Origin of the sequence: Leifsonia sp. SIMBA_070 (assembly GCF_046534635.1) — a bacterium.
Taxonomy (GTDB): Bacteria; Actinomycetota; Actinomycetes; order Actinomycetales; family Microbacteriaceae; genus Leifsonia.
Genome location: NZ_JAWRYK010000052.1, coordinates 1 through 395 on the forward strand (window position 1 = coordinate 1; position 395 = coordinate 395).

Annotated in this window: 1 pseudogene; it reads right to left on the reverse strand. The window is 66.6% G+C overall.

The features are described from left to right. Window positions 1-395 (reverse strand): annotated as a pseudogene (locus SB754_RS19365) (F0F1 ATP synthase subunit alpha); the annotation flags it as partial.

Consider the following 395-nt stretch of genomic DNA (forward strand, 5'->3'; position numbering starts at 1 on the left):
CTTCTGGTTGATGATCGCGTCGATCGCGATGGCCGTCTTGCCCGTCTGGCGGTCGCCGATGATGAGCTGACGCTGACCGCGACCCACGGGGATCATCGAGTCGATCGCCTTGATGCCGGTCTGCAGCGGCTCGTGCACGCTCTTACGGTGCATCACGCCGGCGGCCTGAAGCTCGAGCTCGCGCTCGCCCTCGATGCCGGTGATCTCGCCGAGTCCGTCGATCGGGTTTCCCAGCGTGTCGACGACGCGACCGAGGTAACCCTCGCCGACCGGAACCGAGAGGACCTTGCCGGTGCGGGTGACCTGCTGGCCCTCCTCGACGCCCGAGAACTCACCCAGAACGACCGCACCGATTTCGTGCTCGTCGAGGTTCTGGGCGAGACCGAGGGTGCCGT